21 protein-coding genes are annotated in these 21,190 nt (G+C 72.8%); 6 read left to right on the plus strand and 15 right to left on the minus strand.

The window, feature by feature from the left end:
- The first annotated feature begins 442 nt into the window (after nucleotides 1–442).
- Nucleotides 443–1,102 carry an SCO3374 family protein gene (locus ABZ646_RS11480; protein ID WP_360516163.1) on the plus strand — a complete coding sequence of 220 codons (660 nt, stop codon included), beginning with the start codon at nucleotides 443–445 and terminating at the stop codon, nucleotides 1,100–1,102.
- On the opposite strand, the gene ABZ646_RS11485 is transcribed toward ABZ646_RS11480, so the two are convergent.
- The 10 genes from ABZ646_RS11485 to ABZ646_RS11530 form a co-directional block, all read right to left on the minus strand.
- Complete coding sequence (locus tag ABZ646_RS11485) at nucleotides 1,081–1,416, minus strand: Lsr2 family protein (RefSeq protein ID WP_360516166.1); 336 nt, start codon at nucleotides 1,414–1,416, stop codon at nucleotides 1,081–1,083. The two genes, ABZ646_RS11480 and ABZ646_RS11485, sit on opposite strands and share 22 nt — an antisense overlap.
- Before the next feature lie 270 nt (nucleotides 1,417–1,686).
- A complete protein-coding gene (locus tag ABZ646_RS11490) occupies nucleotides 1,687–2,220 on the minus strand; it encodes an amino-acid N-acetyltransferase (protein ID WP_132889366.1) in 534 nt (177 codons plus the stop codon).
- 9 nt (nucleotides 2,221–2,229) lie between these two features.
- The gene (locus ABZ646_RS11495) at nucleotides 2,230–2,643 is read right to left on the minus strand and encodes a BlaI/MecI/CopY family transcriptional regulator (protein ID WP_360516169.1); all 414 of its coding nucleotides are present in this window, start codon (nucleotides 2,641–2,643) and stop codon (nucleotides 2,230–2,232) included.
- Between the two features lie 132 nt (nucleotides 2,644–2,775).
- Nucleotides 2,776–2,958 carry a hypothetical protein gene (locus tag ABZ646_RS11500; protein WP_360516172.1) on the minus strand — a complete coding sequence of 61 codons (183 nt, stop codon included), beginning with the start codon at nucleotides 2,956–2,958 and terminating at the stop codon, nucleotides 2,776–2,778.
- Between the two features lie 254 nt (nucleotides 2,959–3,212).
- Nucleotides 3,213–3,830 (minus strand): hypothetical protein, encoded by a 618-nt coding sequence (locus ABZ646_RS11505; protein ID WP_360516235.1) that lies wholly within the window; start codon nucleotides 3,828–3,830, stop codon nucleotides 3,213–3,215.
- Between the two features lie 196 nt (nucleotides 3,831–4,026).
- A complete protein-coding gene (locus tag ABZ646_RS11510) occupies nucleotides 4,027–4,824 on the minus strand; it encodes a type III pantothenate kinase (protein WP_360516175.1) in 798 nt (265 codons plus the stop codon).
- A gap of 4 nt (nucleotides 4,825–4,828) precedes the next feature.
- The gene (gene nadC / locus ABZ646_RS11515) at nucleotides 4,829–5,803 is read right to left on the minus strand and encodes a carboxylating nicotinate-nucleotide diphosphorylase (RefSeq protein WP_360516178.1); all 975 of its coding nucleotides are present in this window, start codon (nucleotides 5,801–5,803) and stop codon (nucleotides 4,829–4,831) included.
- A gap of 5 nt (nucleotides 5,804–5,808) precedes the next feature.
- Nucleotides 5,809–7,530 carry an L-aspartate oxidase gene (locus tag ABZ646_RS11520; protein ID WP_360516181.1) on the minus strand — a complete coding sequence of 574 codons (1,722 nt, stop codon included), beginning with the start codon at nucleotides 7,528–7,530 and terminating at the stop codon, nucleotides 5,809–5,811.
- A complete protein-coding gene (gene panC / locus ABZ646_RS11525; protein WP_360516184.1) occupies nucleotides 7,527–8,528 on the minus strand; it encodes a pantoate--beta-alanine ligase in 1,002 nt (333 codons plus the stop codon). The genes ABZ646_RS11520 and panC overlap by 4 nt, the downstream gene beginning before the upstream one ends.
- Nucleotides 8,525–9,490 (minus strand): DUF2520 domain-containing protein, encoded by a 966-nt coding sequence (locus ABZ646_RS11530; RefSeq protein WP_360516187.1) that lies wholly within the window; start codon nucleotides 9,488–9,490, stop codon nucleotides 8,525–8,527. Before ABZ646_RS11530 ends, panC begins: the two co-directional genes overlap by 4 nt.
- A gap of 185 nt (nucleotides 9,491–9,675) precedes the next feature.
- Between ABZ646_RS11530 and ABZ646_RS11535 the strand changes: the two genes are divergently transcribed.
- Both ABZ646_RS11535 and ABZ646_RS11540 read left to right on the plus strand, forming a co-directional pair.
- Nucleotides 9,676–10,905: a beta-eliminating lyase-related protein gene (locus ABZ646_RS11535; RefSeq protein ID WP_360516190.1), complete on the plus strand. Its 1,230-nt coding sequence runs from the start codon at nucleotides 9,676–9,678 to the stop codon at nucleotides 10,903–10,905.
- 107 nt (nucleotides 10,906–11,012) lie between these two features.
- Nucleotides 11,013–12,113 (plus strand): DUF5937 family protein, encoded by a 1,101-nt coding sequence (locus ABZ646_RS11540; RefSeq protein ID WP_360516193.1) that lies wholly within the window; start codon nucleotides 11,013–11,015, stop codon nucleotides 12,111–12,113.
- Nucleotides 12,114–12,405: 292 nt separating this feature from the next.
- Here ABZ646_RS11540 and ABZ646_RS11545 read toward each other — a convergent pair whose 3' ends face one another.
- Both ABZ646_RS11545 and ABZ646_RS11550 read right to left on the minus strand, forming a co-directional pair.
- Nucleotides 12,406–13,080, minus strand: coding sequence for a response regulator transcription factor (locus tag ABZ646_RS11545; RefSeq protein WP_360516196.1), 675 nt, complete (start codon nucleotides 13,078–13,080; stop codon nucleotides 12,406–12,408).
- A 97-nt stretch (nucleotides 13,081–13,177) separates the two neighbouring features.
- A complete protein-coding gene (locus ABZ646_RS11550) occupies nucleotides 13,178–14,383 on the minus strand; it encodes a sensor histidine kinase (RefSeq protein WP_360516199.1) in 1,206 nt (401 codons plus the stop codon).
- Nucleotides 14,384–14,501: 118 nt separating this feature from the next.
- On the opposite strand from ABZ646_RS11550, the gene ABZ646_RS11555 reads away from it, so the two are divergent.
- Complete coding sequence (locus ABZ646_RS11555) at nucleotides 14,502–15,524, plus strand: SAM-dependent methyltransferase (RefSeq protein ID WP_360516202.1); 1,023 nt, start codon at nucleotides 14,502–14,504, stop codon at nucleotides 15,522–15,524.
- Between the two features lie 4 nt (nucleotides 15,525–15,528).
- On the opposite strand, the gene ABZ646_RS11560 is transcribed toward ABZ646_RS11555, so the two are convergent.
- Complete coding sequence (locus ABZ646_RS11560; protein ID WP_360516205.1) at nucleotides 15,529–16,680, minus strand: NADH-quinone oxidoreductase subunit D; 1,152 nt, start codon at nucleotides 16,678–16,680, stop codon at nucleotides 15,529–15,531.
- A 31-nt stretch (nucleotides 16,681–16,711) separates the two neighbouring features.
- On the opposite strand from ABZ646_RS11560, the gene ABZ646_RS11565 reads away from it, so the two are divergent.
- Entirely contained in the window at nucleotides 16,712–17,215 is a 504-nt protein-coding gene (locus ABZ646_RS11565; protein WP_360516208.1) for a PH domain-containing protein, read from the plus strand.
- Entirely contained in the window at nucleotides 17,212–18,540 is a 1,329-nt protein-coding gene (locus tag ABZ646_RS11570; RefSeq protein WP_360516211.1) for a PH domain-containing protein, read from the plus strand. The genes ABZ646_RS11565 and ABZ646_RS11570 overlap by 4 nt, the downstream gene beginning before the upstream one ends.
- 128 nt (nucleotides 18,541–18,668) lie before the next feature.
- On the opposite strand, the gene ABZ646_RS11575 is transcribed toward ABZ646_RS11570, so the two are convergent.
- Complete coding sequence (locus tag ABZ646_RS11575; protein WP_360516214.1) at nucleotides 18,669–19,901, minus strand: hypothetical protein; 1,233 nt, start codon at nucleotides 19,899–19,901, stop codon at nucleotides 18,669–18,671.
- Nucleotides 19,902–19,998: 97 nt separating this feature from the next.
- On the minus strand, nucleotides 19,999–21,123 hold the full coding sequence (locus ABZ646_RS11580) for an alpha/beta hydrolase-fold protein (RefSeq protein WP_360516217.1): 1,125 nt from the start codon (nucleotides 21,121–21,123) through the stop codon (nucleotides 19,999–20,001).
- Between the last annotated feature and the right edge of the window lie 67 nt (nucleotides 21,124–21,190).

The raw sequence follows: 21,190 nt of genomic DNA on the forward strand, positions 1-21,190 counted from the left end.
GCCGACGCGGTGCAGAAGGTCGGCAACGGGCACCCTGGCACCGCGATGAGCCTCGCACCTCCCTGTCCTTCCGCAGCTTAGTCCCGCAAGCGGGGACCGCTCATTCCAACTGCCGACACCGTCGATGGCCTCCTGACCCCGAACGCCGACATCTGCTCCAACCCGATGGTGCGAGACGATGTTCCCGCAGGCCAGGCAGTTACCCCTTCCGCCAGTACGCCGATGGCGAACGTGAGACGGCCTCGCATGCGTGTCGCCCCCTCCCACTAGGGATGTCTTACCCGCAGCGACGGACAGTCCATGCCGTGAGCACCCGATCCCTCCGCTATGGGCGAACAACCTTGCGTCTCCCCGGACGTCCGCCCGCCGCCCATTGCGGGACGCTGCGCAGTCACTGGCGCACCCAGCGTAACCCTGGCGGTTCTCGGGCGTTGCAGGAGGCATGGCTGGCACGGTCCCCCTGGCTGCTTCCACGGTCCCTCACCCCCGTCGTCCGCTCGGTTCCGGTTCCGCCCAGGACTGCGGTTCCGTCGGTGTGCCGGGCGGGCCCCGATGGTCGGGCCCGCTGCGGCACTGGTACGAGAACGATCTGGGGTGGGCGACAGTGCCCGCGTCGCCCGGAGAGCCGCTACGGCTGGTCACGGGGGTGCGTTTCGATGTGCTCGACGTGCCGGCCGGGGCGGGGGTCGAGGCACTCAGGCATCTGACGCCGGACTCTCCGGTGGCGCTCCAGGGCGAGCGGATGCGGCTGCTGGTGGCCGCGGGCAGCGCGGAGGAGTTGCCGGGACTGCTGGACTGGCTGGAGTGGGGCGCGCTCGCCCTCGACCTGCGGGCGCTGGGCACCCGAGGCCGGATGGACGCTCCGGCACGGCCCGGACATGCCGAGGACCTCGCGGAACCCGTACAGGGGGCCGCCGTCTGGTTGCGACCCCCCGGGTGCGAGGTCGAGGCCTCGCTGCCGACGCTGTCGGCCGCGGGGCGCGTCGGAGGCGCCCCCGATCTCGTACGTGTGGTGGAGACGGTGGCCACCGGGTGCCACCGCGTCCGGCTGCGGCGCGCGGGCCGCGGGCCGGGGAGCCGTCAGGCGTTGGCGTCCTCGTAGGCCTGGCGAATGGTCGCGGGAACACGGCCGCGGTCGTTCACCTCGTAGCCGTTCTCCTTCGCCCAGGCGCGGATCTGCGCGGTGTCCTGGCTGCCGCCGGAAGCCGCACGGGCCTTTCCGCGTCCGCCCGAGGCACGGCCGCCGGTACGCCGGCCGCCCTTGACGTAGGGGTCGAGGAGATCGCGCAGCTTGTCCGCATTGGCCGTCGTGAGATCGATCTCGTAGGTCTTGCCGTCCAGCGCGAACGTCACGGTCTCGTCCGCCTCGCCGCCGTCGAGGTCGTCGACAAGAAGGACCTGAACCTTCTGTGCCACCGGATTTCCTTTCATCGAAAACTTGAGGGCCGGGGTCCGCGGCGTCCGCCGTTACGCCGCCCCCTGTTATATGCAGTACTGCAGTACGTCGGAAAGCAAACCGCTTTTGCGAGGAAAACACAAACCCCTGGGAGAGACCGAGGGGCCCGCTCCCACCCGGAAACATGCGCGTTTCGGACATAGGGCACCGGGGCAAGGCGGTGTGCCCGGAATAGCGGGCCGATCTCTCGCCGATCTCCTGCCCATCTCTGCCCCTACGGCCCTTGGCGATCACAGATGCAGAAGCATCCGGCTGTTGCCCAAGGTGTTCGGTTTCACTCGTTCGAGTCCGAGGAACTCCGCGACGCCCTCGTCATAGGAACGCAACAGCTCCGCGTAGACATCGGTGTCCACGGGCGTCTCGCCGATCTCCACGAAGCCGTGCTTCCCGAAGAACTCGACTTCGAAGGTCAGACAGAAAACGCGGCGAACACCGAGCCAACGCGCGGTCTCCACCAACTTCTCCAGCAACTGATGACCGACTCCGGCGCCCTTGAGGCCCGGCTTCACCGCGAGAGTGCGCACTTCCGCGAGGTCTTCCCACATCACGTGCAGTGCCCCGCAGCCGACCACCTCGGCGTTGTCGTCGCGTTCGGCGACCCAGAACTCCTGGATGTCCTCGTAAAGCGTGACCGTGGCTTTGTCGAGCAGGATGCGGTCGCGGACGTACGCGTCAAGGAGGCGGCGCACCGCCGGGACATCGCCGGTCCTGGCCCGCCGGACGGTGATGGCTTTTGCGGTGACTTCGGGGCGCATCGCTGACATGAGCGGACGCTATCGCCCTCCGTGGTCCACCACGGAGCCGGGGTTCTCCTCTTGCGCCCTATCCGGGCCCTGCACGATGCGTACGGCGTCGCGCAGGGCCTGACGCTGTTCGTCGCTCATCATCCCGAAGAAGGCGACGAGAGCGGCGGCGGGGTTGTCACTCTGCGACCAGGCGTCGTTCATCAGAGCGGCGGCGTAGGCGGCCCGGGTGGAGACGGCCTCATATCGATAGGCGCGTCCTTCGGCCTCGCGGCGGACCCAGCCCTTCTGATGAAGATTGTCCAAAACGGTCATCACCGTGGTGTAGGCGATGGACCGTTCCTGCTGAAGGTCTTCCAGGACTTCTCGAACGGTCACCGGGCGGTTCCACTTCCACACCCGCGTCATGACCGCGTCTTCGAGTTCTCCCAATGGGCGAGGCACAGCTCAGACAATAGTGGGAGATCCCGCCAATGGCGTGCCGGACGTGCACCTTCATCAACAAACGCGAACAAAAAGGGCGTACGCAGGGGAAGCGCCCGGTGGGCATGCGGGTGCGGGGGCGGGCCCGGAGGGTCAGGCGTCGGCCTTCGGGGCGGCGGCCCGCCGGACGCCCTCCGCGTGGGCGAGGGCGGCGTCGACTGCGGCGTCCTCCTTGGCCTTGGCGGCTCCACCCTGGGTCTTCACGATCACCCGGACCAGGCCGATGAAGAAGATGGCCATGACGACCGGAGGCAGGAGCGCGGCGGCATATTCCATGCGTCCAGGGTAGCCACGGCGGACCGGGCGAAAGGGGCGGGGTGGGCGAACCGTTCCGCAACCCCCGCGAGCTGCCGTTTTCCCACCCGCCCGCGTGTCTCCCACCGCCGGTCGACCCCGGTTTCCTGGGCGGCGGTCCCGGCGGCCTCGCGGCGACTCCGTCTCTCCTCGTCCCCTCGTCCCCTCGTTCCGTCGTTCCGTCGTCGCGGCTTCGATGTGCGGCCGCGACGGCCGGGTTGGGTGCGGTCGGGGGGTCAGCCTGCGGCGAGTTGGCGCGGGGAGCCGGCGGGTGGCGGGGTGGGACGGCGGCGGGGGAAGACCTCGCCCGGGGTGGGGATGGGGCGCTTCGGCACGGCGGGCTCGGGGTTCGCGGGCCGCGGAGCCGGCCGCTCGGCCGGCTTCTCCTTCGGCTTGCGCTCCGGCTCCTCGGCCACACCGCCCGGCAGGGCCGTCAGGCGGGCCCTGGAGACCGGAACGGCGGGCGCCGGCACCTTGCGGGCACCCTGCGCGAGGCGGGCCCGCACGTCGCGCTCGGCGAGGTCCTGGCACCGGTCGAGCAGCGCGGCGGCGCCGGGGTTGCCGCGCAGCGCCCGCAGCGCGGCGAGATCGTCCGGGGTGGGCCGGTGTCCGGCGGCCAGAGCCTCCTCCAGGAGGGCCAGGTAGCCGGTGACGGCCCCCGGAAGGGCGGCCCGGTACCGGGCGAGGTCGGCCACCAGGAAGGCACGCAGCCGGGCCGCCTCGCGCATCGCCTCGTCGAGGGACTCGGCGAGGCGATGACAGTGCTTGATGTCGTCGGCCGAGGCGGGGCCGGGGTGAAGGGCGAGGGCGAGAGCACGGCGGAGCACGCGCAGCTCCTCCGCACCGAACGCCATGCCGCCGCGGGATCCGTAGGGCGTGGGCATGGACCGAAGATACGCGTAAATCAGACAAACCAGACACATGGTGCGGGTGTGGCGCGACAGGGCCACCCGCCCAGCCGCCATTCAGCGGTCCCTCGCGCGGGGGGCGGCACGGGCGGCGGGGCGCCCCGCACACCCGCCGGGGCGCCCCGCGCGCTCCCGGTGCCGCCTACAGCCGCGACACGTTCCGCTCGTACACCAGCCGCAGCCCCACCAGCGTCAGCCACGGCTCGTGCTCGTCGATCACCGAGGACTCGCCCAGCACCATCGGCGCCAGCCCGCCCGTCGCGATCACCGTCACGTCGTCCGGATCGTCCGCCAGCTCCCGGGCCATCCGCCCGACCACCCCGTCGACCTGCCCGGCGAACCCGTACACGATGCCCGCCTGCATGGCCTCCACCGTGTTCTTCCCGATCACGCTCCGCGGCCGGGCCACCTCGATCTTCCGCAGCTGGGCGCCCTTGACGCCCAGCGCCTCCACGGAGATCTCGATGCCGGGCGCGATCACACCGCCGACGTACTCCCCGCGCGCGGACACCGCGTCGAAGGTCGTCGCGGTGCCGAAGTCGACGACGATCGCCGGCCCCCCGAACAGCTCGACGGCCGCGACCGCGTTGATGATCCGGTCCGCGCCGACCTCCTTGGGGTTGTCGGTCAGGATCGGCACCCCGGTCTTCACACCGGGCTCGACGAGAACCGCCGGCACGTCGCCGTAGTAGCGCCGCGTGACCTCGCGCAGCTCGTGCAGCACGGACGGCACGGTCGCGCAGATCGCGATCCCGTCGATGCCGTCGCCGAGCTCGTCACCGAGCAGCGGGTGCATGCCCATCAGGCCCTGGAGGAGCACCGCCAGCTCGTCGGCGGTACGGCGCGCGTCCGTGGAGATGCGCCAGTGCTCGACGATGTCCTCGCCGTCGAAGAGGCCGAGGACGGTGTGCGTGTTGCCGACGTCGATCGTGAGGAGCATGGCGTCACTCCGCCGCGCGCAGGTCCAGGCCGATGTCCAGGATCGGCGAGGAGTGGGTCAGGGCGCCGACGGCCAGGAAGTCCACGCCGGTGTCGGCGTACGCCCGCGCGTTGTCCAGGGTGAGCCGCCCCGACGCCTCCAGGAGCGCGCGGCCGTGCACGAGGGCGACGGCCTCCTCGCACTCTCCCGGCGTGAAGTTGTCCAGCAGAATCAGGTCGGCGCCCGCGTCGACGACCTCGCGCAGCTGGTGCAGCGTGTCCACCTCGACCTCGATCGCCAGGTCGGGGAAGGCCTCGCGGACGGCCTTGAAGGCCTGGGCGACGCCGCCGGCGGCGAGCACGTGGTTGTCCTTCACGAGGGCCGCGTCGGAGAGCGACATGCGGTGGTTGACGCCACCGCCGCAGCGGACCGCGAACTTCTCCAGGGAGCGCAGCCCCGGGGTGGTCTTGCGGGTGTCGCGCACGCGGGTGTCCGTGCCCTCGAGGGCGTCGGCCCACGCGCGCGTGGCGGTCGCGATGCCGGACAGGCGGTTCAGGATGTTGAGCGCGCTGCGTTCGGCGGTGAGCAGGTCGCGGGTGCGGGTGGTGACGGACAGCAGCCGCTGCCCGGCCTCGACCCGGTCGCCGTCCTCGACGTGCCGCTCGACCTCGAACTCGTCGGTGCAGACCACGGAGACCACGGCCTCGGCGACCCTGAGGCCCGCGACGACGCCCGCCTCGCGCGCGACGAAGTCGGCGGTCGCCACGGCATCCTCGGGGATCGTCGCGACGGTGGTCACGTCCACGCCGTTGTCCAGGTCCTCCTGGATGGCCACGTTGGCGATGTCCTCGACCTCCAGGGGGTCGAGTCCGGCGGCGGCGAGGAGTTCGGCGAGCGCGGGGTCCAGCCCGCACTCCAGATACTCCTCGTCGCCCTCGGCGCCGCAGGCGCAGCCGTCGCCGCAGCCGCCGTCGGCGAGGGGAAGATCGTTGGTGCTCACGTCTGTCACTGCTCCTGGGATGGCTGGTGCGGCCGGGTCGGGGGGAAGTCTGCGGTGTCGGTGGTGCGTACGGCCAGCGAACGGTCCGGATTGAGCCGTACGACGATGTGGCGCCGCCAGTTCGCGTCGTCGCGGTCGGCGTGGTCCTCGCGCCAGTGGCAGCCGCGGGTCTCCGCGCGGCGGAGGGCCGCCTCGACGAGCACGCGCGCGACGCACAGGAGGTTGGTGGCCTCCCAGGTGTCGACGCCGGGCTCGGCGGTCTTGCCGTTCTCCGCGAGTGCCTCGCGGGCCTCGGTGTGCAGGCGCTGCAACTGCTCGGCGGCCCTGGTCAGGGACCCGGCGGAGCGCAGGACGCCGGCGCCCTCGGTCATGATCCGCTGGATCGCGAACCGGGCCTCGGGAGTCTGCAGGGGGTGCGCGGGCTTGTCGGGGTGCGGGACCGGCACGGGCACGCGCGCGTGGAGGCGGTCCGCCGCGTGCCGCTCCGTGATGTCGGCGACGATGCGCTCGGCGTAGACCAGCCCCTCCAGGAGGGAGTTGGACGCGAGCCGGTTCGCGCCGTGCACGCCGGTGCAGGCGACCTCGCCGCAGGCGTACAGGCCGGGGACGGTCGTGCGCCCGCGCGCGTCGGTGCGCACGCCACCGGAGGCGTAGTGCGCGGCCGGCGCGATCGGGATGGGCTCGGTGACCGGGTCGATGCCGTGCGCCCGGCAGGCGGCCAGGATGGTCGGGAAACGGTGCTCCCACATGTCCGCACCGAAGTGCCGGGCGTCCAGGAACATGTGCTCGGCGTCCTGCTCCTGCATGCGCCGCGTGATGCCCTTGGCGACGATGTCCCGGGGCGCCAGTTCGGCCAGTTCGTGCTGCCCGACCATGAAGCGCACGCCGGCCGCGTCGACCAGGTGCGCGCCCTCGCCGCGCACCGCCTCGGAGACCAGCGGCTGCTGGCCCTCCGCGTCGGCGCCGAGGAACAGCACGGTCGGGTGGAACTGCACGAATTCGAGGTCGCTGACCTCGGCGCCCGCGCGCAGCGCCAGCGCCACGCCGTCACCCGTGGAGACCGAGGGGTTGGTGGTCGCGGAGAAGACCTGGCCCATGCCGCCGGTCGCGAGGACGACCGCGGGGGCGTGCACGGCGCCCACGCCGTCGTGCTGGCCCTCACCCATCACGTGCAGGGTCACGCCCGCCGTGCGCCCCTCGGCGTCGGTCAGCAGGTCGAGCACCAGCGCGTTCTCGATCATGCGCACGCCCCGCGCGCGAGCCGCTTCCACCAGCGCGCGGGAGATCTCCGCGCCGGTCGCGTCGCCGCCCGCATGGACGATCCGGCGCCGGTGGTGGCCGCCCTCGCGGGTGAGCTCGATGCCGCCGTCCTCGTCGGTGTCGAAGTGGGCGCCGGTCGAGATCAGCCGTCGTACCGCGTCCGGGCCCTCGGTGACGAGGATCCGGACGGCTTCCTCGTCGCACAGGCCCGCGCCCGCGACCAGGGTGTCGTCCAGGTGCTGCTCGGGGGTGTCGCCCTCGCCCAGGGCCGCGGCGACGCCGCCCTGCGCCCAGCGCGTGGAGCCGTCGTCGAGGAGTGCCTTGGTCACGACGACCGTGGTCAGTCCCGCGGCCTCGCAGCGCAGGGCGGCGGTCAGACCGGCGACGCCGGACCCGACGACCACCACGTCCGCGTCGATGGACCACCCGGGGGCGGGCGCGTGCAGTCGTATGCCGGTACTGGTCACGAGGCGGCTCCCGGGGCGGCGAAGGTGAGGGGGATGTTGTCGATCAGCCGGGTGGTGCCGACCCGGGCGGCGACGGCGAGGACGGCCTCACCCGTGAAGTCGTCGTCGATCTCGGTGAAGTCGGCGGGGTCGACCAGGGCGAGGTAGTCCAGTTCGAGCGGCGGGTCGAAGTGCACACCCTCGTCCAGGACCGCCCGGGCGGCCGCGCGGACGGCCGCGGCGGCGTTCGGCACCGCCTTGGCGACGGCGTGCGCGTCGGCGGCGGCGCGGGACTCCCCTATGGCACTGAGGGCCTCGGCACGCGCGCGCGTGGAGGGAACTTCCAGGGCCCGCGCGCGCAGCGCCTCCTGCGCCGCGTGCCGGTCGCGTCCGGCGAACAGCGCGCGGGACAGGGTGAGCGCCGTGCGCCGCTCGTCGGCCGACAGGTAGCGGTTGCGGCTGGACAGCGCGAGCCCGTCGCCCTCGCGCACGGTCGGTACGCCGATGATCTCGATGCCGAAGTTCAGGTCGCGCACCATGCGCCGGATCACGGCCAGCTGCTGGGCGTCCTTCTGCCCGAACAGGGCCACGTCGGGCCGGGTGAGGTGCAGCAGTTTGGCGACGACGGTGAGGACGCCGTCGAAGTGCCCGGGACGTGAGGCGCCCTCCAGGAGGGTGCCCATCGGCCCCGCGGTGACCCGCACCTGGGGTTGGCCGCCCGGGTAGACCTCGTCGACCGAGGGAGCGAAAACGGCGTCGGCGCCCGCCTGTTCGGCGAGCTTCAGATCGGCTTCCAGCGTGCGCGGGTAGCGGTCGAGGTCCTCGCCGGCCCCGAACTGCAGCGGGTTGACGAAGACCGTGACGACGACCTCGCCGTCCTGGCCCGCGGCTTCGCGCGCGGCGCGGATCAGCGTGGCGTGGCCCTCGTGCAGGGCACCCATGGTCATCACGACGGCGCGGCGGCCGTGGCGCACGCGCGCGTGCAGTTCGTCGGCGGTGCTCAGCAGGGCGGTCGTCATCGGGCGTTCCCCTCGGTGCCTTCGGTGCCGTCGGTGCCGTCGGTGCCGTTCGCGTCGACGGCACGGTTCGCGAGGACGCCGAGGAGGTCCTCGGCGAGTTCCGGCTTCAGCAGGCCGTGCGCGAGGGCGCGGTCGGCCGTCGCGCGGGCCATCGCCAGGTAGCCGTCGACGGCCTGCGGAGCGTGCCTGCGCAGCTCCGTGACGTGCGCGGCCACGGTGCCCGCGTCCCCGCGCGCGACCGGCCCGGTCAGCGCCGCGTCACCGGAGCGCAGGGCGTTGTCCAGGGCGGCGCCCAGCAGCGGGCCGAGCATCCGGTCGGGGGACTCCACACCGGCGGCGCGCAGCAGCTCCATGGCCTGGGCGACCAGGGTGACCAGGTGGTTCGCGCCGAGCGCGAGGGCCGCGTGGTAGAGCGGGCGGTTCTCCTCCAGGATCCACTCCGGCTCGCCGCCCATCTCGATGACCAGGGCCTGCGCCGCCAGCCGCAGCTCCTCGGGCGCGGTGACGCCGAACGAGCAGCCGGCCAGCCGCTGTACGTCCACCGGTGTCCCCGTGAAGGTCATCGCGGGGTGCAGGGCCAGCGGCAGCGCGCCCGCGCGCAGGGCGGGGTCGAGGACCCGCGCGCCGTACCGTCCGGAGGTGTGCACCAGCAGCTGTCCCGGGCGTACCGCGCCGGTCTCGGCGAGGCCCGTCACCAGGCCCGGCAGGGCGTCGTCGGGGACGGTCAGGAGCACCAGGTCGGCACGCTGGAGGACCTCGGCGGGCGGTACCAGCGGGACGTCGGGCAGCATCGCCTCGGCGCGCCGCCGGGAGGTGTCGGAGACGCCGGAGACGGCCACCGGGCGGTGCCCGGCGAGCTGCAGGGACGCGGCGAGCGCGGGGCCGACGCGGCCGGCGCCGACGACGCCCACGGTGAGCCGTGCGGGGCGGTCGCTGGGGTCTGGATGTTGGACTGTACTCACGCGACGGTGGCCTTCCCGTTCCAGTCCGCTCTGGGTACCGGACGATTTCTCGTCATGTTAACGCTATCGGGTCGGGACGCAGTTGGCCGTCCACAGGCTGTGGGTGACCCGTCACATCGCGCGGGCCGCCCCTGGGGCGGGAAATACGAGGCAGCGCGGGAACACACCGGGGCATCATCCACGGCATGAGCGACAACCCCCAGTACGAGACCGCCCCGAACGAGACCGCCCAGGACGAGACCGGCGAGGGCGAGCAGCCGGACGAGCAGCCTGACGTATCCCTCTCCGCCGAGGAACGCCTCCGGGAACGGCGCGCGGCCGCCTACCGGGCGGCCGGACGCGTCCTCGCGCGCGTGAACCTGCGCGCCTCGATCCGCGACCGGCTGGCGCGGCTCCAGGAGGCGGCACCCGGGGTGTACGACCTGGACGAGGCCGTGGACGTCTACGGCAACGGCGTCGTCGAGGCCCTGGAGAAGCGGGTCGCGGCCCTGCTGGGCACGGAGGCCGCCGCCTTCTTCCCGACCGGCACGATGGCCCAGCAGGTCGCCCTGCGCTGCTGGGCGGGCCGCACCGGCAACGCCACGGTCGCCCTGCACGCCCTCGCCCACCCCGAGGTGCACGAACGCGACGCCTTCCGTGCGGTGTCCGGACTGCGCACGGTGCGTGTCACCCGCGAACCCCGGCTTCCCACCGCCCGGGAGATACGCGACTTCGAGGAGCCCTTCGGGGCCCTGATGCTGGAACTTCCCCTCCGGGACGCCGGTTTCGTGCTGCCCACCTGGGCGGAGCTCACCGAGGTCGTGGCGGCGGCCCGGGAACGCGACGCGGTGGTGCACTTCGACGGGGCCCGCCTGTGGGAGACCACCGTCCACTTCGGCCGCCCCCTGCCCGAGATCGCGGACCTCGCGGACAGCGTCTACGTGTCGTTCTACAAGTCCCTGGGCGGTTTCGGCGGCGCCGCGCTGGCCGGCCCCGGCCCCCTGATCGACGAGGCGAAGGCCTGGCGCCACCGCTACGGCGGGATGGTCTTCCAGCAGTTCCCGACCGCCCTCGCCGCTCTCGTCGGCCTGGACCGCGAGCTTCCGCGCCTCCCGGACTACGTACGGCACGCGCGCGTGGTCGCCGCGGCGCTGCGCGAGGGCCTCCCCGAGGCCGGCGTCCCCTGGTCCCGGGTGCACCCCGGGGAACCGCACACGCACCAGTTCCAGGTCTGGCTGCCGTACGACGCGGACGCGCTGACGGAAGCAGCGCTCCGGCAGGCCGAGGAGACCGGCACCTACCTCTTCGCCGGCTTCTGGGAGACGAAGGGACCGGGCATCTCGATGACGGAGGTGACGGTGACGGCGGCGGGTCTGGAGTGGACGCCGCAGGACGTGCGGGCGGCGGTCGCGGACTTCGTGGCGCGGTTGCCGTGAACACCCGTCGCTGAGAGCGCCCCGCGGGTCCCCCGCCCGGGGCCCCCACCGTTGACGGCGCCCGTCAACGGTGGGGCGTTGTCGGTGGCGGGGTGCACGATGGGCACATGAGCGTGCGTATCGACATCGCGGGGCTGCGGCCGGAGAGGGTCGCCGTCGTACCCTCTGCGCTGGCCGAGCTCGGCATGGCGCTGCACGCGCTGTCCGAGCCGGGGCACCACCCCGGCCTCCAGGGCTGGGTGACGGGCGTGACCGCGCGCCTGGAGCCGGACCTGGCGGACCGGATGTGCGAGGCGGACTTCCTGTGGCGGTCGACGTTCTCCGACCTGTTCCTGCCGTTCGCGGGCGTACCGGGCGCCGTCCCGGGCGGCACGCTCGCGGAGGAACTGGACCAGCTGGACAAGCTGACGGACGGACAGTTCGTGGACGCGGCACTGGAGTTCACCTGCGTGTGGCCGTACGACGCGCAGGCACCGGACATCCTGTCGGACCCGGCCATGCGGCGCCGGTCGCTGGAGGTGGCGGCCTCGCGCGGTCCGCAGCAGGTCCGCTTCGCCCGGCGGCTGCTCGACGATCCGCCCAGCGTGCGCGCGTGGCTGCGCCGGTTCCTGGAGGACTGCGCGGCGGCGTTCTTCGACGAGGCCTGGTCGCGGCTGCGCCACCAGCTGGCGGCCGACGCCCGGCACAAGACCGAGCTGCTGCGGCACAAGGGGCTGGCCGAGGCGCTGGCCGCCGTCTCCCCCTCCGTGACGCTCGACGAGCCGGCCTCCCGGATCACGGTGGACAAGCTGACCGACGGCCACGCGGTGACGGACGCCGACGGTCTGCTGCTGGTGCCCACGAGCCTCGGCTGGCCGCATCTGATGGTGCTGCACCGCTACGGCTGGCAGCCGGTGCTGCACTACCCGGTCGGCTCCCCACAGCTGGCCACGCCGGCCTCGGTGGAGCAGGTGACGCTGCGGATGGCCGCGCTGTCCCATCCCGTCCGGATGCGGCTGTGCCGGTACCTGGCGCGCAGCGCGTACACCACCAGCGAGCTGGCGCAGGTGCACGGCCTGTCGGCACCGGAGGTGTCCCGGCATCTGGGCGTGCTCAAGAAGGCGGGCCTGGTCACGACACGCCGCCGCGGCCGCTACGTGCTGCACCAGCTGGACGTCGGGGTCGTCGCCCGGCTGGGCAGCGACTTCCTGGAGGGCATACTCCGCTAGCGCGCCCGGCCCCTCAGGCAGCCGTGGCCGGCTGCGCCTTGGCCAAGAGCCGTGTCTCGCATCAGCTGACCCGCATGGAGAAACGCGGCTTCGTCAGGCGCACCCAGTACGGGGCCGACGGCCGCCGCGCCGGGGTCGGGCTCACCGCCGAGGGCCGCGACGCCGCCCGGAACGCCGTCCTCGTGCACGGCGCCGACATCCGCCGCCTCGTCCCGGACGCAGCGAGGCCGCCGACGACGGTCTGTCCCAGACCGCGCCCTCAAGGACCGGCGGCCCCGGCGTGCGGAGGGTGTCAGCCGAGTCGGCCGCCCGCCCGTACCAGACCGGTCTCGTAGGCGAGGACGACGACCTGGACGCGGTCGCGCAGCCCGAGCTTGGTCAGGATGCGGCCCACATGGGTCTTCACGGTCGCCTCGGACAGCACCAGGCGGCTCGCGATCTCGCCGTTCGACAGGCCCTGCGCGACCAGCACCATGACCTCGCGCTCACGGTCGGTGAGCCGCTCCAGCTCCTGGTGCCGGGTCTCCTTGCCCGCGGAGGGCAGCATCGGCGCGAAGCGGTCGAGCAGCCGGCGGGTGGTGGAGGGCGCGACGACGGCGTCGCCGCTGTGCACGGAGCGGATCGCCGCCAGCAGTTCGCCGGGCGGCACGTCCTTGAGCATGAAGCCGGAGGCGCCCGCCTTCAGCCCGGAGAAGGCGTACTCGTCGAGGTCGAAGGTGGTCAGGATGAGCACCTTGGGCGCATCGGGCTCGACGCAGATGCGCCGGGTGGCCTCCACGCCGTCCAGCTTGGGCATGCGCACGTCCATGAGGACGACGTCCACGGCGGTGGACCGCAGCACCTGGAGGGCCTCGACCCCGTCGCCCGCCTCCGCGACGACCTCCATGTCCGGCTGGGCGGCGAGCACCATCCGGAACCCGGTGCGCAGCAGCACCTGGTCGTCGACGAGCATCACACGGATCGTCATCGGCTCCTCTTCCGTTCGCTCTGATGACTTGCTTCGGGGGTGCTTGGGCGGGTGCTTCGGGGGCGTGACAGGTGTCAACGGGGGGCGTGCGTCAGCGTCAATGCGCCGGTTTGAGCGGCAGCAGGGCACTGATGCGGAATCCTCCGCCAGGGCGGGGGCCCGCGTCGAGGGTGCCCCCCACCATGCCGACCCGCTCGCGCATGCCGATCAGGCCGTGGCCCTGGCCGTCGGCGCCGCCCTCCTCGTACATCTCGTGCGGGGCGCCCTTGCCGTCGTCCTCCACCAGCAGGCCCAGTCCGTCGTCGAAGTAGACCAGCCGCACGCTGGCACCCGCGTCGGGACCGCCGTGCTTGCGGGTGTTGGTGAGCGCCTCCTGCACGATCCGGTACGCCGTGAGCTCGACGCCGCTGGGCAGCGGGCGCGGGGTGCCCTCGACCTTGAAGTCGACGGGCAGCCCGGAGATGCGGCACTGTTCCACGAGGTCGTCGATCTGCTCGACGTCGGGCTGCGGAACATACTCGCCGACCTCCTTGTGCTCGCCGGTGCGCAGCACGCCCAGCAGGCGGCGCATCTCGGCGAGGGCCTGGCGGCCGGTGGAGGAGATCGTCTCCAGGGCCTTCTTCGCCTGGTCGGGGGCGGCGTCGAGGACATAGGCGGCGCCGTCGGCCTGGACCACCATCACCGACACGTTGTGCGCCACCACGTCGTGCAGCTCACGTGCGATCCGGGCGCGCTCGGCGGCGACCGCGACCTTGGCCTGTGCCTCGCGCTCCTTCTCCAGCCGGGCGGCACGCTCCTCCAGCTGCGCGAAGTAGGCGCGGCGGGTGCGCATGGAGTCGCCGAGCACCCAGGCCAGCACGAACGGCACCGTCTGGAACAGCACGATCGCGACATGGCCGGGGAAACTCGCGTCCTGCTGCGGCCACCGGATCTCCGCCAGGGGAGCCGCGCACAGGCCGCCGTAGAGGCCGAACCGGGACGCCCAGCGAGCACCGACCGCGGCGTTCGTGCAGACGATCACCAGCATGGCGAAGTTGGCGACGGTCGTCTCCACGTTGAGGACCAGCTGGGCCAGGCCGGTGGCCGCCGCCAGCAGCAGCATCCGCTCGGGGAACCGGCGGCGCAGCGCCATGACGACACCCATGACGACCGACACGGCCACCATGGCGGCGGTCGAGCCGTGGGGGTCCCGCCCGTGGTCGAGCCTCCAGGCGCTCGCGCCGGAGAGCCCGAACAGGACGACGGCCCAGAAGGTGTCGACCCATGTCGGGTGCCTGCGGAGGAAGTCATAGAGGCGCTGCACGTAACCCAGAGTAGGGAAGCGGGATAGGTGCAGGGGTCAACCGGAGGGCCGATCCCTGTTCCGCGCGCGTACTCCCCAAGGTGGAGAAGGTGATCACCTGTGCGCCTAGTCTGGCCGGGTGACGGATGAGGCGACGCGAGAGACGGCCGACGACGCCCGTGGCTGGCGTGCAGCCACCGAGGCGGCCCTGTACGGCCCCGGCGGCTTCTACCGCCGCCCGGAGGGCCCGGCCGGGCACTTCCGTACGTCGGTGCACGCGTCGGGGCTGTTCGCCGAGGCGGTGGCCGAGCTGCTGTGCCGGGTCGACGAGGTTCTCGGCCGGCCCGAGGCGCTCGACTTCGTCGACATGGGCGCCGGCCGCGGCGAACTGGTCACCGGCGTCCTCGCCGCCCTGCCCGCCGACGTGGCGGCACGCACGCGCGCGTACGCCGTCGAGATCGCCGACCGCCCGTCCCGCCTCCCCGACCGCGTCACCTGGCTGACCGAACTCCCGCGCACGGTCACCGGCCTGCTCTTCGCCAACGAGTGGCTGGACAACGTCCCGGTCGACGTCGCCGAGGTGGACGAGGCCGGGGTCCCCCGCCTCGTCCTGGTCCGGCAGGACGGCACCGAGGTGCTCGGGGAACGGGTGTCGGGCGCGGACGCGGAGTGGCTCGCGCGGTGGTGGCCGCTGGGTACCGAGCCGGGGCAGCGCGCGGAGATCGGGCTGCCCCGGGACCGGGCCTGGGCGTCCGCCGTGGCCAGCCTCCAGAGAGGGCTCGCGGTGGCCGTGGACTACGCGCACACCGAGCGCACGCGCCCCCTGTTCGGCACGCTCACCGGCTTTCGCGAGGGACGCGGCACGGCGCCCGTGCCGGACGGCTCCTGCGACATCACGGCGCACGTCGCGCTGGACGCGTGCGCGGCGCTCGACTCGGCGCTCAGGCTGCCCGACGCGCTGCTGTGCACCCAACGCGACGCCCTGCGCGCCCTGGGTCTGATCACCGCACGCCCCCCGCTGACACTCGCCTCCGCGCACCCCACCGCCTACGTGCGCGCCCTGTCGGCCGCCGGTGAGGCCGCCGAACTCGTCGCCCCCGGCGGCCTCGGCGACTTCGGCTGGCTGCTCCAGCCGGTGGCCGTCGACAACCCGCTCCGGTGAGCCGCTACTTGTCGATGTCCCCCACCACGAAAAACATCGACCCCAGGATCGCGACCATGTCCGCCACCAGCGTCCCCGGCAGCAGTTCGGTCAGCGCCTGGATGTTGTTGTACGACGCGGAGCGCAGCTTCATCCGGTACGGGGTCTTCTCGCCCTTGCTGACGAGGTAGTAGCCGTTGACGCCGAGGGGGTTCTCGGTCCAGGCGTAGGTGTGTCCCTCGGGAGCCTTGAGGACCTTGGGGAGCCGCTGGTTGATCGGTCCCGGCGGCAGTTCGGCGATCCGGTCCAGGCAGGCGTCGGCCAGGTCCAGGGCGTTGTGCGTCTGCTCCAGGAGGCACTCGAAGCGGGCCAGGCAGTCGCCCTCGGCGCGGGTCACCACCTTGAGGGTGTCCTGGAGCTCGCCGTAGGCCAGGTAGGGCTCGTCGCGGCGCAGGTCGAAGTCGACGCCCGAGGCACGCGCGATGGGCCCGCTCACGCCGTACGCGTGCACGGCCTCCGGCGTGAGGGCGCCGACGCCCCGGGTGCGGCCGCGGAAGATCTCGTTGCCGAGGACCAGGTCGTCGAAGACGTCCATCCGGGAGCGCACCGCGGAGACGGCCGCACGCGCGCGTGCGGTCCAGCCGGCCGGCAGGTCCTCCTTGAGGCCGCCGACGCGGTTGAACATGTAGTGCATCCGCCCGCCGGAGACCTCCTCCATGACGTTCTGGAGCACCTCGCGCTCGCGGAACGCGTAGAAGACCGGCGTGATCCCGCCCAGTTCCAGCGGGTAGGAGCCGAGGAACATCAGATGGTTGAGCACCCGGTTCAGCTCGGCGAGCAGGGTGCGCGTCCACACCGCGCGGACCGGCACCTCCATGCCGAGCATGCGCTCGACGGCGAGCACCACGCCCAGCTCGTTCGAGAAGGCCGACAGCCAGTCGTGGCGGTTGGCGAGCATGATGATCTGCCGGTAGTCGCGCGCCTCGAAGAGCTTCTCGGCGCCCCGGTGCATGTAGCCGATCACCGGCTCCGCGGAGACGATCCGCTCCCCGTCCAGCACGAGCTTCAGCCGCAGCACGCCGTGCGTGGAGGGGTGCTGGGGGCCGATGTTGAGCACCATGTCGGTGCTCTCCGTGGCGCCGCCGATCCCGACCGTGGTCTGGGTCGTAGGAGTCATGGAACCAGTCTCCCCTACGTACGCTGACCGTATGGAGACGGGGAGCCCGGCCGACGCCGGGACTACGGGTACCGAACCGATCTGGACGGGGCTGCCGCCCGGCCTGCTGCGGATGCGCCGGCTGCTGCTGGTGGTGTGGCTGGGACTGACCGCCCTGGCCGTGGCGCTGCTGCTCGGCCTGCTCGCGGGCCCGCTGTGGGCGGCGTTCGCGCTGCTGCCGCTGGCCGCGCTGGCCTGGGGCTGGGTGCTGCTGGGCCGCAACTGGCGGTCCTGGCGGTACGCCGAGCGGGCCGACGACCTGCTGATCAGCCGCGGCGTGCTGTGGCACGAGGAGACCGTGGTGCCGTACGGGCGGATGCAGCTGGTGGAGGTGACCTCCGGGCCCGTCGAGCGCCACTTCGGCCTGGCCAGCGTGCAGCTGCACACCGCGGCCGCGGCCACCGACGCGACCATCCCCGGCCTCGACCCGGCCGAGGCGGAGCGGTTGCGCGACCGGCTCACCGAGCTCGGCGAGGCCCGATCGGCGGGCCTGTGAGCACGCCCGGCGCCGATGGCGCCATACCCCCCGAGGGGGCCGTCACCGAGCGGCGGCTGCACCCGGTGACGCCGTTCCGGCGGGCGTGGGCGCCGGTCGCGGTGATCGCCGGCTGGGCGGTGCACGACCCGAACCAGGCGCAGGTGCAGCTGACGAAGCTGACCACGACCATGCTGCTCGGCGGCCTCGCCGTCCTGGTCACGGCGGGCGCCCTGTACGGCTTCCTCACCTGGTGGTTCACCTACTTCGCGGTGACCGAGAGCGAACTGCGCATACGCACCGGCCTGTTCTTCCGGCGCACCGCGCACATCCGGCTGGAGCGGATCCAGGCCGTCGACGTCACCCAGCCGCTCCTCGCGCGCGTGGCGGGCGTCGCCAAGCTGCGCATAGACGTCGTCGGCACCGACAAGAAGGACGAACTCGCCTTCCTGGGCCAAGGGGAGGCCCGCACACTGCGTGCGGAGCTGCTCGCGCGCGCCGCCGGGTTCGCCCCCGAGACGGCGCACGAGGTCGGCGAGGCCCCGGCGCACGAGCTGATGCGCGTACCCCCGAACAAGCTCGCGCTCTCCCTCGTGCTGACGGGCGCCACCTGGGGCTCCCTGGCCGCCGCCCTCGTCGTACCGCCCTTCCTCTGGATCGCCACGCACAGTGTGTGGACCGTCCTCGCCACCGCCCTGCCCCTGCTCGGCGCGGCGGCCACGGCCAGCGTGGGACGGTTCGTCTCGGAGTACGACTGGACGCTCGCCGAGTCCCCGGACGGGCTCCGCATCGACCACGGGCTGCTGGACCGGACGCACGAGACGGTGCCGCCGGGGCGGGTGCAGACCGTGCGGATCGTGGAGCCACTGCTGTGGCGGCCGCTGCGCTGGGTCCGGGTGGAGCTGGACGTGGCCGGGTCGGAGAACTCCGTGCTGGTGCCGGTCGCCCCGCGCGCGGTCGCCGAGTCGGTCGTCGCGCGCGTGCTGCCCGGGGTGACCGTGCCCGGCGAACTGCTGCGCCCGCCGGGGCGGGCCCGGTGGTGCGTCCCGCTGTGGTGGCGCGGCCACGGCCTGGCCGTCACGGACGCGGTGTTCGCCGCGCGGCACGGACTGCTGCGCCGGAAGCTGTCGCTCGTCCCGCACGCCAAGGTCCAGAGCGTACGGCTGACCCAAGGGCCCTGGGGGCGGCTGTGGCGGCTCGCGGACGTCCATGTGGACACGGGAGCCAACAAGACGGTCACGGCCCGGCTGCGGGACGCGGAGGAGGCCGGTGCGCTGGTGCGGGAGCAGGCCGAGCGGTCGCGGACCGGGCGCCGGACCGCCCGGCCGGACCGCTGGATGGCCTGACAGCCGGACCGCTGGACGGCCTGACGGCCGGCCGGACCCGGCAGGAGTCGGAGCCCCGGACGACGTGAGCCGGGACCCCATGGAGGTCCCGGCTCAGGATCGCCGCGTGTTCAGGAGGCGGCGCCGCTTCAGGAGGCGGCGCTGCGCAGGCCCCCGAGGTTGATCTGCTCCGTCTCGTCGTGCGCGGTCAGGTCGATGACCTGGCCGATGCCCCGGGACTCCGGGTCCGCGGTCTTGAACTCGGCCTCGGACTCGGCCTTGTGCAGGGCGAGCGCCTCCTGGCCGACGACGTCCGCGAGGTCCTCGTTGTGCATGCTGTCGAGGCCGCCCGCCGCCCCCTTCTGCGTCCCGAAGAAGTCGAAGCCTCCGGTGACCAGCGGGCGCGGGATGGGTGCGGCCGGCAGCACGGCGACCGCGGTCGGCACCGTGAAGTGCCCCGAGGGCTGGACGGAGTTGGCGGACGGCGCGGTGGTGACGGCGGCGTCCTCCTCGGCCTCGGCAGCCGCCGGGGCGGTGCCCTCCGGCTCGGCGGTGGTGGCGGCGACCGCGCGCGTGTGCCCGTCGGCCGCCTCGGGCTTCCCCTGTTCCTCGTCCTCCGGCTCGGCCTCGGCCTTCGGTGCCCCGGCTCCGGCAGCAGTCTCCGTCACGGCCCCGGTGTCCGCGCCGGCCTCGGCCGCCGGGGCGTCACCCTGGTCGAACCGGGCCAATGCCACCTTGGCCCGCAGGAACAGTTGGGAACCCTCCGGCGAGAACACCCCGGGAGTCGGCTCCGCGACAACCGCCGCGGCCTTCGGCTCCTCGTCCGCCGGCTCCTCCCCCGTCCGCTCCGCCGCCTCCGTGGGCCGGCCGGCGGCCTGCGCGGGCTCGTCCCCGCTCCGGGCCGCGGGGAGCGCGTTCGACGGTTCGGCGGCCTCGATCTCCAGCAGCCGACGGCCCTCCAGGGCGCTGGCGCGCTCGGTCTCGGCCGTGGCGTAGCGGCGCAGCAGGGACGCGTGCTCGTTGCGCAGTCCCGCCAGCTCCGCGCGCTTGGCGCGCAGCCGCTGTTCCAGCTTGGTGCGCAGCTCCCGCGACTCCTCGAGGTCGGTCTCCAGCTCGGCGATCCGCTCCTCGTGGCGCCACTCGTCGCTCGCGCGCGCGCGTGAGAGGTCGGCCACCTGCTTGCCCGCCTCGCTGTCCCAGCGCCGCATCACGGCGGCACCGACGGCGGCCGTGGCCGCGGCTATCGCGGCCAGGGTGCGCAGCACCGTCGGCTGGGAGGACAGCCAGGGGCCGAGAGCGCAGACGAGGGAGACACCGGCGATCGCCGAAGGAGGCAACAGCCTGTGCAAGGGCGGGGAATGACGGTGACGTCCACGTGGCATGGCCAGAAACTTACCGCGCGTAGGCGAATGATGGTGCCCCGGGCCGTAAAAACACAGCGACGACGAAGTCTTCCCGGGGCTTCGCGGAAGGCCGCGTTCAGCCTTCGCCCAATCGCCCGCTCATCCACTCCAGCGTCGCCGGGATCTCACGGCGCCAGGTATTGAAGTTGTGACCTCCGCTGTCGAGGATGATCGACGAGATCCGGGTGCGGTTGGTCGCCTGTACGCGCGCGATGAATTTCAGCGTGTCCTTGTAGTTGCCCTCTCCGATCTTGCTGCTGGTGACCAGCAGGGAGGTGTCCGGAGCGGGTTCGTGGGCGAGGAACCACCACAGGTTCGCGCGGTCCTTCAGCTTCTGGTCGCCCTGGAAGAGATCACCGGTCGTGGGATCGAGGGGCGCCTTGTACGACGGGGAGAGCCCGGCACCGGCCGCGTACGTCCCGGGGTGGTGCATCGCCAGCTTGAGCGCGCAGTAGCCGCCCGTCGAGTCACCGAGGATCCCCCAGCCGCCCTGCTTCCCGACCCGGTAGTGCACGCGTACGGCGTCGGGCAGGTCCTTGGCGAAGAAGGTCTCGGTCTGCGGGCCGTGCGGGATGTCGACGCACTCGGTGTCCCGGGGCGGGGCGACCGTGGGCCGCAGCATCACCAGGATCGTCGGCCGCATCCGGCCGGCCCGCACCAGGTGCTGCTCCGTGCGCGGGTAGTGCAGCTTGTCGACCAGCGCGCTCGCGGTGCCGGGATAGCCGCTGAGGACGACGGCCACCGGGAAGGTGCGCGTGCGGTACTGCGGCTGGAAGTACTCCGGCGGCAGGTACACGTACGCGGGCGTGGCGATGTGCGTCGTACGGCCGACTATGTCGACCTGCTGGACCTGACCGGCCGTGCGGGGCAGCGAACCGCCCAGGCCGTTCACCTGGGACGTGGCCACCAGGCGGACCGGACTGCCCGCCTGGCCGCTCGCCGTGTGGTCGACGACGACGCCCTGGTCGGTTTCCGTGCCGAGCAGGTCCGCCCAGCTCGCATAGAAACCGAAAGCCTGGTTGACGGCTATCCCCACGCACGCGAAGAGCGCCAGCTGGGTGGCCAGCAAAAGACCGACGCGCCCGCTGACGGCGCGCCAGTTCCGCCGCGCGAGCCGGGGCCACAGCCACACCGTGCCCACGAACAGCAGTACGGCGCACAAGATCGTCAATGCCAGCATTTTATTGCTCGTGAGACCCATGAGGTGCTTCCTGCCTGCGCTTTCCCCCGTGCCGCCCGCTGCTTTCAGCAAGGCTTGCCCCGGGCTT

This window comes from Streptomyces sp. NPDC007162, from assembly GCF_040634175.1.
In the GTDB taxonomy this organism is placed as follows: domain Bacteria; phylum Actinomycetota; class Actinomycetes; order Streptomycetales; family Streptomycetaceae; genus Streptomyces.